Origin of the sequence: Nocardiopsis sediminis (assembly GCF_042650565.1) — a bacterium.
Classification (GTDB): domain Bacteria; phylum Actinomycetota; class Actinomycetes; order Streptosporangiales; family Streptosporangiaceae; genus Nocardiopsis_B; species Nocardiopsis_B sediminis.
This window is the reverse complement of the sequence record NZ_JBHSBH010000016.1, coordinates 1-8322: the sequence shown is the minus strand read 5'-3', so window position 1 is coordinate 8322 and position 8322 is coordinate 1. Positions and strand designations below refer to the sequence as shown.

The 8322-nt window shown below is 70.5% G+C and carries 10 protein-coding genes; 4 read left to right on the top strand and 6 right to left on the bottom strand.

The genetic code is table 11. The features are described from left to right. Positions 1-126 precede the first annotated feature (126 nt). Entirely contained in the window at positions 127-1365 is a 1239-nt protein-coding gene (locus ACFOVU_RS27490) for a cytochrome P450 (protein WP_378538265.1), read from the bottom strand. Positions 1366-1544: 179 nt separating this feature from the next. On the opposite strand from ACFOVU_RS27490, the gene ACFOVU_RS27485 reads away from it, so the two are divergent. Beyond that, a complete protein-coding gene (locus tag ACFOVU_RS27485) occupies positions 1545-2261 on the top strand; it encodes a TetR/AcrR family transcriptional regulator (protein ID WP_378538263.1) in 717 nt (238 codons plus the stop codon). Between the two features lie 46 nt (positions 2262-2307). Here the strand turns inward: ACFOVU_RS27485 and ACFOVU_RS27480 are convergent, their stop codons facing one another. From ACFOVU_RS27480 to ACFOVU_RS27470, 3 genes are all read right to left on the bottom strand, one after another. Then, positions 2308-2832 carry a GNAT family N-acetyltransferase gene (locus tag ACFOVU_RS27480; protein ID WP_378538262.1) on the bottom strand — a complete coding sequence of 175 codons (525 nt, stop codon included), beginning with the start codon at positions 2830-2832 and terminating at the stop codon, positions 2308-2310. Then, the gene (locus ACFOVU_RS27475) at positions 2829-3428 is read right to left on the bottom strand and encodes a methylated-DNA--[protein]-cysteine S-methyltransferase (protein ID WP_378538260.1); all 600 of its coding nucleotides are present in this window, start codon (positions 3426-3428) and stop codon (positions 2829-2831) included. The genes ACFOVU_RS27480 and ACFOVU_RS27475 overlap by 4 nt, the downstream gene beginning before the upstream one ends. Positions 3429-3566: 138 nt before the next feature. Then, positions 3567-3878 (bottom strand): hypothetical protein, encoded by a 312-nt coding sequence (locus ACFOVU_RS27470; RefSeq protein WP_378538258.1) that lies wholly within the window; start codon positions 3876-3878, stop codon positions 3567-3569. Between the two features lie 138 nt (positions 3879-4016). Between ACFOVU_RS27470 and ACFOVU_RS27465 the strand changes: the two genes are divergently transcribed. After that, complete coding sequence (locus tag ACFOVU_RS27465; protein WP_378538256.1) at positions 4017-4433, top strand: cobalamin B12-binding domain-containing protein; 417 nt, start codon at positions 4017-4019, stop codon at positions 4431-4433. A 43-nt stretch (positions 4434-4476) separates the two neighbouring features. On the opposite strand, the gene ACFOVU_RS27460 is transcribed toward ACFOVU_RS27465, so the two are convergent. Both ACFOVU_RS27460 and ACFOVU_RS27455 read right to left on the bottom strand, forming a co-directional pair. Then, entirely contained in the window at positions 4477-5502 is a 1026-nt protein-coding gene (locus tag ACFOVU_RS27460; protein ID WP_378538254.1) for a methyltransferase domain-containing protein, read from the bottom strand. A gap of 119 nt (positions 5503-5621) precedes the next feature. Next, positions 5622-5747 carry a hypothetical protein gene (locus ACFOVU_RS27455; RefSeq protein WP_378538253.1) on the bottom strand — a complete coding sequence of 42 codons (126 nt, stop codon included), beginning with the start codon at positions 5745-5747 and terminating at the stop codon, positions 5622-5624. Between the two features lie 407 nt (positions 5748-6154). On the opposite strand from ACFOVU_RS27455, the gene ACFOVU_RS27450 reads away from it, so the two are divergent. Together ACFOVU_RS27450 and sucC are read left to right on the top strand one after the other, a co-directional pair. Next, positions 6155-6928, top strand: coding sequence for a TSUP family transporter (locus ACFOVU_RS27450; protein ID WP_378538251.1), 774 nt, complete (start codon positions 6155-6157; stop codon positions 6926-6928). Positions 6929-7210: 282 nt separating this feature from the next. After that, positions 7211-8322, top strand: a 1112-nt coding sequence (gene sucC, locus ACFOVU_RS27445) for an ADP-forming succinate--CoA ligase subunit beta (RefSeq protein ID WP_378538250.1), incomplete at its 3' end; no start/stop codon positions are given.

Here is an 8322-nt window from a genome sequence, read left to right as displayed (position 1 = left end):
ATGGTACTGCCCTGTGGTGGGGTGGGAGAGTAGGTCACCGCCGGACATTCTTTCAGGTGGGGTGGAAGCTATGCTTCCACCCCACCTTTTTTGTGCCCCTTGTGCATTCGTGAACAGGGTCGGTGGTCACCAAACCACGGGCAGTTTGTGCAGGCCGTAAATGGTGGAGTCGCTCTTGAACGGCAGTTCCTCCAGGGGAACTGCGAATCGCAGGTCGGGGACGCGCCTGAAGAGGGTGTCGAACACGATCTGGAGTTCGAGCCGCGCCAGGTTCTGCCCGAGGCACTGGTGGGCTCCGTAGCCGAACGCCACGTGGTGCCTGGCGCCGCGGTCGATGTCGATGGTCGCGGGGTCGGCGAACACCGTCGCGTCGTGGTTCGCCGAAGGCAGTAGAGCCACCACGCCCTCGCCTTCCCGGACGGTCACGCCGCCGATCTCGATGTCGGACGTCGCAACGCGCGATGTGACCGGGCCCGTGATGCTGAAGAAGCGCAGTAGCTCCTCGACCGCTGCCGGCGTCAGTTCGGGGTCGTCGCGGATCCTCCCCAGCACGTCGGGGTTCTCGATGAGGGCGACGGTCCCCAGGGAGATCATGTTGGCCGTCGTCTCGTGGCCGGCGATCAGCAGGATGAGCGCCGTCGCCACCAGGCCCTGGTGGTCGACCTCGCCCTCTTCGCGCTGCTTCAGGATCTGCCGGCCGATGAGGTCGTCGCCCGGATCGGCCGCCTGTTCCTTGGCCGAGCACAGCTGCTTGATGTAGCCGAAGAGGTCGATGAGCCCCTGCCGCCGCTGTTCCGAGGTCGACTTCCACGACAGCAGCGTGGTCGTGCACGTCTGGAAGAAGTCGTGGTCGGCGTAGGGGACCCCCAGCTGCTCGCAGATCACCAGGGAGGGCACCGGCAGGGAGAGGGCCTGTACGAGGTCGGCGGGGGAGCCCTCGCCGAGCATGGCGTCGATGTGGTCGTCGACGATCTCCTGGATGCGCGGCTTCAGCGCGCGCATGCGCTTCACGGTGAACTCGCCCAGGACTGCGCGGCGGGCCCGGGCGTGCTCCTCGCCGTCGAGGCCGATCATGAGCGGCCGGTCGCCGAACGGGCCGCCGGAGGAGACCGCGGCGTTGATCCCGATCGTCGGCGCGTACCGCGGGAAGCCCGCCCGCCTGCGGTCAGAGCTGAGCCGCGGATCGGCGAGCGCGGCACGCACGTCGTCGAACGTGGTCACCAGCCAGGCCTGCCCCCCGCCGGGCATTTCCGTCTTGGCGATGGGCTCCTCGGTGCGGCGACGTTCGTATTCGGCGGGCTGGTGCATGGGGCAGGCGCGTGGCGGAGGGAAGTCGGCGGCGATCTGGTCGGTGCGGCTGGTCATGGAGTCCCCCAGGGGCCGGCAAGACATATGCGGAAGAGTTTCTTCCGGTTATGCGCTACGATAGCAATCCGGAAGATCATCTTCCACATCTTCGCGGCGGCTCACCGCGGCCACTGGGCTTCGGCCCCCGGACGTGCGAGGATCGGGGACACCACGACGGGTGATGCGAAATACGAGGTATGAGAACTTCAGCGGGCGGGACGGGCCGGGACGGAACCCGGCTGCGGGCCGATGCCCGGCGCAACCGCGAGCTGATCATCGCGGCGGCGCGCGAGCTGATCGCGGAGCGCGGGCCGGATGTCCCCATGGAGGAGATCGCGCGGGCCGCGGGGGTCGGGGTCGGGACCCTGTACCGGCGGTTCCCCGATCGGGAGTCGCTCCTGGTCGCTGTGGCGGGGGACAACTACCGGCGGGTGGCGGCCGAGGTCCGGAACTTCGTCCGGGAGGGTCACGGCGCCTGGCACACGCTCCGGAGCTTTCTGAGCCACGCCTCGGACGTGCGGCTGAGCCTGCGCCTCGCCTTCTTCTCGGAGCGCACCTTCTCCATGCTCAAGCACGACGCCGAGGCCCGGCGCTCCCGCGATGAACTGCTGGCGACCTTGGAGCGGCTCGTGCGCGATGCCCAGACCGAGGGGTCGATGCGCACGGATGTGGGCGCCGGCGACGTCGTCGTGCTGATCGGCCTCTTCTTCGATCCGGCCCGGCGTGCCCGGCTGCCCCTCGCGGTACCCGACGACCGCTACCTGATGCTGATGTTCGACGCGTTGCACTCCGGGAACGCGACCCCGTTGCCGGGACCCCCGCTGGGGACCGACGTCCTCGTGCGCCAACTCGCCACGGACGACGACGCCTCCCCCACCCCCCAAGGCGAGCCCTCGCCCGATCACCGGCCCTGAGGGGCGGCGGCCTCTCCGCTGCGGTTCAGCGCCGGAAACACCAGGATCAGACGCGATCGCGACCGGCGGTGCGCAGCTCGGCGTCGACGCGGCCGGCGGCGGTGTCGGTGACCAGGACGGCGCCGGTGCGGCGCAGCACGGACAGCATGGCGGCGTTGCCGGGCGTGGTATCGGCCAGCACGGTGGCGGCCCCGGCCTGTGCCGCCGCGTCCACCACGGCGCTGATGGCGGCCGTCCCGATGCCCCTTCCGCGGGCTGACCGGCCGAGCCAGATCCCGGTCTCCAGGGCCTCGGGGCGCTCCTCGGGGCGGCGCAGGCGGACCGAGCCGCGGATGTGGCCGTCCTCGGTGACGGCGTAGGTGATCTCGTACGGCGGAGCGGCCAGTCCGGGGTAGCGCGCGCGGTGGAAGGCCCGGAACGCGTCCCGGCGACGCTGCGTCCATCCGGGCGGCCCCGGCACCGCGGGCATCACGTCCTCGGGGTCGGCATCGCCCACCGCAACGTCGAGCAGCCCCTCCAGCACGTCATCGTCGACCCGAACCAGCCCGACGACACCCGTCACGTCCGTCACCGGGCTCCCCCTCCGCGGGCCGCCGTTGCCCCGGCGGCGGCCGTGCGTTCCAGGTGGAGGAGGTGGCGCTTGCGGGGCAGGCCGCCGCCGTAGCCGACGAGGGCGCCGTTGGCGCCGATGACCCGGTGACAGGGCACGATGACGGAGATCGGGTTGCGGCCGTTGGTCATGCCGACCGCGCGGGATCCGTTGGGGTGCCCGATCGCCTTGGCGATCGCCCCGTAGCTGGTGGTCCGGCCGTAGGGGATGGTGGTGAGCTCGCGCCAGACCAGGCGCTGGAACGCGGTTCCGTGCGGGGCGAGAGGCAGGGTGAACTCGCGCAGTTCACCCGCGAAGTAGGCGCTCAGCTGCCGCTGGACCTCGCCGAACCACCCGGGGTCGCGGCGCCATTCACTGCGGACCGGGAGGGGGCCTCCGTCCGGCGGCTCCATCCACAGGGCCGTGAGGGACGTGCCGTCGGAGGTCAGGAGCATGTGCCCGATGGGGGAGTCCGTCACCGTGTAGAGAGTGGTGTCCCCGGCGGGCTCGGCGAACTCGGTGGGGGCGAGCGGGCCCGGATCCTCGGGGAGGTCCAGCGGAAGCATGTCCTGAGTCATCGCGGGTTCCATCGCGGGGGCGCTCCCTGTCGGTCGGTGGCGCCGGCGGGCCGGGGGCGGCGGGCTCGGGCGGGCGGGTCGAACGGAGGTACGATGCGGCCCTCCCATGATGCCCGATCTCCACGGCCCGGGGCGGACTCATTTCCCGCCGGGGGCGCGGTCCTGCTCCTCGTCGCCGTGGCGGGAGAGGTAGTCGATGTAGATCGGGCGCAGGGCCGCTTGCACATCGGGGTCGTCCTCGGCGCTCAGCGCCTCGTGCACCAGGCCCGACGCCTGGGCGACGCTCGCGTCGCTGGCGTCCAGGTTCCCGGCGACCGCCTCCGCGGCGGGGATCATCTCCAGCAGCCGCCAGAAGAACCGCACGTCCCAGCGGTGCCGCGCCAGCGCGACGGCGCGCTCGTGCAGCTCGGCGGAGGAGAGTCGTTCCAACTCGGACACGTCATCGCTCATGTCCGGTGACTACCCGCCACCCGGCCGTTCAAGGGCGGCGGTGATCTGGGTTACGCTGCTGGCGAGGTCGGTGCCGCGGCCCGATGCCGTCCCGGTCAACGGGCGCGGGGGCGGTGGCCGGAGGCGAGAGGGCTGAGCATGGGCGCGTCAACAGCGATCCGGGTCGTGGTCGCCAAGCCGGGGCTGGACGGGCACGACCGGGGGGTGAAGGTCGTCGCCCGGGCACTGCGCGACGCCGGTGTGGAGGTCATCTACATGGGGCTGCGCCAGACGCCCGAGATGATCGTGAACGCCGCCCTCCAGGAGGACGCCGACGCGATCGGGCTGTCGGTGCTCTCGGGGGCGCACATGACCATCTTCGAGCGGGTCATGGAGCTGCTGCGGGAGCAGGACGCGACCGACATCACCGTCTTCGGCGGCGGCATCATCCCTGAGGAGGACATCCCCAAGCTGGAGCGGATGGGGGTCGCCAAGATCTTCACCCCGGGCGCCACCACCGAGGAGATCGGCGGCTGGGTGCGCGGCAACATCAGCGCCGTGCACGCGGCGGGATAGCGGGCGCCGGGCGGAGCGAGGCCCGGCGCCGCGACGTCGTCCCCTATCCCACCGGGTCGGCGGGCGAGTCCAGCCACACGGTCTGGCCGCCGGGCCCGATCGTGGCGCCGAATCGCGTGTGCGCCGGCTTGCCCGCCTCGCTCCACCACCGGTAGGCATCGGCGAGTTCGCCGAACAGGTTCCGGGGGCCGTGCCGGCGCACAGGGAACTCCGTTGCGCCCGGATCGACGCGCCACGATGCCCACGACGGCCCGTAGGGGTCCATGAGGTAGGCGGTGTAGGCCCCGCTGGCGGGGTCGTCTCCGTCGAAGACCACCACTGATGACATCGCGGGCACCCGCACGCCGATCGCGAAGGACGCGTCGAAGTCCGACAGCGCGTGGAAGGGGTGCAGGTCCGTGGTGGAGTCCGTGGTCGGGTGGTCCGGCCGCACACGGTCCTCGACGGCCCCGCCCGGGGGCGGCCGCTGGTCGCGGACCCACATGAAGGCCACGTTGCCGCCGAAGTGGCCGCTCGCCGTGCCGTCGCCGTGGACGCGCAGGCGCAGCAGTGCTCCGTTGTGGAAGGGCGTGCCCCACGGCGTGACGATGAGGCCGCCGGGTCTCGCCTGCTCCACCCACGCATAGGGGACGCGCCGGACGGCCGCGGTGGCCAGCACGCGATCGTAGGGGGCCGCGGGCGCGTGGCCGTCGCCGCCATCGGCGGCGACGACGCCGACCACGCGCCCGGTGGCCCGGAGGGCTTCGCGGGCCCGCTCGGCGATGGCGGGGTCGACCTCGACGCTGGTGACGTTGCCCGCCCCGGCGCGCGCGGCGAGCAGGGCGGCGTTGTAGCCGGTTCCCGTGCCGATCTCCAGGACGCGGTGCCCCGGCGACAGGTCCAGCGCGTCGAGCATCATCGCGACGACGGTGGGCATGGACGCCGAGGACGTCGAACGGCCCTCTCCACCTCCCATCCCGTCATCGAGCTGAGTGATGAGCGGCCGGTCCGAGTAGCAGGCCGCCATCCATTCCGTGGGGGAGTCGTCCCGGTGGATCGGGGTGAGCTTCCCGTTCTCATCGATCCACACCGTTTCCGGAATGAACCGATGACGAGCAGTTGCTGCGAAAATGTCCCGCCACGTCGGCGACAGCTTCCCGGAGGTCGTCAACGCGTCGGCGAGGCGGGAACACGGGTCGGCCGGGGTGGTCACTTCTCGTCGTCGTCCCGCTCGTGCTTGCCGCCGCCGCTACCGCCGTCGTCGGGGGTGGGCGGGGGGATGGGGTCGGGCCATTGCCCGTCGTGGTCGCGTTTCTCTTCGTGCCTTCCGCTCATGTTCCGACCTTTCTCGCAGCGTGTTGATCTCGCCGGAGAAATGCCCGCGGTGTGCCGCAGAAAAACGTCCATGATTCCATTTGGAGTCGACCGGATGTGGCCGCGTTGATTTCCCTGTGAATATTTCCGGGGGGTGTGGAATGGGATTTTCCGTGCGCATATCGAGGTGTTTTAATCAATGGTGCCCCGCCCCCTGACGATCCGTCCCCCGATGGGCGTCTTACCTGGTCACGCGCTCGCTTCGGGGTGCTGCGGCGCCGAAAGGCCGACCGCTCCGGGGAGGGTCCGGCAGAGAGGGCCGGAAGCCCGGCGACTACACTCGGTTCACCGTGAATCCTCCTCGTTCGCCCATGTCATCCCGTCGCGCCCTGCGCTCCTGCTCCGCTCCGGGCCCCAGGTAGCGCGGGGTGGACGCCGGATTCGACGCCTTCGCCCTGCTGCTCATCGCCGCCGCCACCGCCGGGTGGATCGACGCCGTCGTCGGGGGCGGCGGGCTGCTGTTGCTGCCCGCCATGCTCGTGGCCTTCCCGAGCACACCGGTGGCGCAGCTCCTGGGCACCAACAAGCTGACGGCGATCTTCGGGACGGCCTCGGCCGCCTTCACCTACAGCCGGGGCCTGCGCCCGGAGCGGCGCGTCGTCGTGCCGGCCGCCGGGCTGGCGCTCCTCGGCGCAGGCGGCGGGGCGGCCCTGGCCGCGTCGATCTCCTCCGACGTGCTGCGGCCCGTGGTGATGGTGGTGCTCGCGGCGGTCCTCGTCCTGGTGGTGACCCGGCCCGCGATGGGCGCCTCGGCCGATCCCGCGCTGCTCACCCCCAACCGCATCGTCGCGGTGGTCCTGCTCGCGGGCGCCGGGGTGGCGTTCTACGACGGGCTCATCGGCCCCGGGACCGGGATGTTCCTCATCATCGCGCTGACCACGGTGATCGGGCTGGACTTCGTCACGGCGTCGGCATCGGCGAAGATCATCAACACCGCGACCAACCTCGGGGCGCTGGCCGTGTTCGCCTGGCAGGACAACGTGCTGTGGTTCCTCGGCCTCGCGCTGGGCGCCGCCAACATCGTGGGGGCCCAGATCGGGGCGCGCATGGCGCTGACCCGCGGCTCGGGCTTCGTGCGGGCGGTCCTGGTGGTCATGGTGGTCGCCCTGCTCGCCCGGCTGGCCTGGGACCAGTTCGCCTAGCGCATGTTAGGGCGGTGTGACTCGTCACACGACTTCTCACTCCATCCCCTGGCAGAAGCCGGTGCCGAAGGGGGTACGAGCACGCGATGTGTGGTGGTTTGACTGGTCAACGCTGCCCCGGTGTCCGTTGACAAGGGCGGGGAGGACTAAGCTTCCGCATGGTGCGGATGGCATTTTCGACGAATCTTCCAACGCGGCGGCGCCGACAGAGGTTCCGCCGCTTTGTGTCAATCGACCTCCGCAGACCACTTGCAGCCAGCCGAGTAACAAGGACGGACCCTCGTGGACCTGTTCGAATACCAGGCGAAGGAACTCTTCGCAGAGTACGGGGTTCCCGTACCCCAGGGAAAGGTGGCGAGCACGGCCGCAGAGGCTCGTGCCATCGCCGATGGATTCGCGGCGGCGGGTAAGTCCCGTGTTGTCGTCAAGGCGCAGGTCAAGACGGGTGGCCGCGGCAAGGCCGGCGGTGTGAAGGTGGCCGATGGCCCCGAGGACGCTCAGGCCAAGGCCGAGCAGATCCTCGGCATGGACATCAAGGGGCACACGGTGCACCGGGTCCTGGTCGAAGAGGCCAGCGACATCGCCGAGGAGTACTACTTCTCGTTCCTGCTCGACCGCTCCAACCGCACCTTCCTGTCGATCTGCTCGGTCGAGGGCGGCATGGAGATCGAGGAGGTCGCAAAGACCAACCCCGACGCCGTCGCCAAGGTCGCGATCGACGCCATCAAGGGTGCTCCGGCCGAGGTCGCCGCCGAGATCGTCGAGAAGGGCAGGCTGCCCGAGGCGGCCGCCGCAGGCGCCGTCGAGATCGTGACGAAGCTGTGGGACGTCTTCGTCGGCAAGGACGCCACGCTCGTCGAGGTCAACCCGCTCATCCTGACCAAGGATGGCCGTGTGGTCGCGCTCGACGGCAAGGTGACCCTCGACGAGAACGCCGAGTTCCGTCAGGACCTCGCCGGCCTGGCCTCCGCGGCCGAAGGCGACCCGCTTGAGGTGAAGGCCAAGGAGAAGGGCCTGAACTACGTGAAGCTCGATGGTGAGGTCGGGATCATCGGCAACGGTGCGGGCCTGGTCATGTCCACGCTGGACGTGGTCGCCTACGCGGGTGAGGCCCATGGCGGGGTGACCCCGGCCAACTTCCTCGACATCGGCGGGGGTGCCTCGGCCGAGGTCATGGCCAACGGCCTGGAGATCATCCTGGGCGACCCCGCGGTCAAGAGCGTGTTCGTCAACGTCTTCGGCGGGATCACCGCCTGCGACGCGGTGGCCAACGGCATCGTGCAGGCCCTGGAGCTGCTCGAGCAGCGGGGCGATGACGTGTCCAAGCCGCTGGTGGTCCGTTTGGACGGCAACAACGCCGAGCTGGGGCGGGCGATCCTGACCGAGCGGGCGCA

Excerpts from the sequence above, each read along its gene's own strand:
- ACFOVU_RS27475 (WP_378538260.1), bottom strand. The coding sequence starts at position 3,428 with ATGACTCAGGACATGCTTCCGCTGGACCTCCCCGAGGATCCGGGCCCG.
- ACFOVU_RS27485 (WP_378538263.1), top strand. The coding sequence starts at position 1,545 with ATGAGAACTTCAGCGGGCGGGACGGGCCGGGACGGAACCCGGCTGCGG.
- ACFOVU_RS27470 (WP_378538258.1), bottom strand. The coding sequence starts at position 3,878 with ATGAGCGATGACGTGTCCGAGTTGGAACGACTCTCCTCCGCCGAGCTG.
- ACFOVU_RS27490 (WP_378538265.1), bottom strand. The coding sequence starts at position 1,365 with ATGACCAGCCGCACCGACCAGATCGCCGCCGACTTCCCTCCGCCACGC.
- ACFOVU_RS27465 (WP_378538256.1), top strand. The coding sequence starts at position 4,017 with ATGGGCGCGTCAACAGCGATCCGGGTCGTGGTCGCCAAGCCGGGGCTG.
- ACFOVU_RS27455 (WP_378538253.1), bottom strand. The coding sequence starts at position 5,747 with ATGAGCGGAAGGCACGAAGAGAAACGCGACCACGACGGGCAATGGCCC.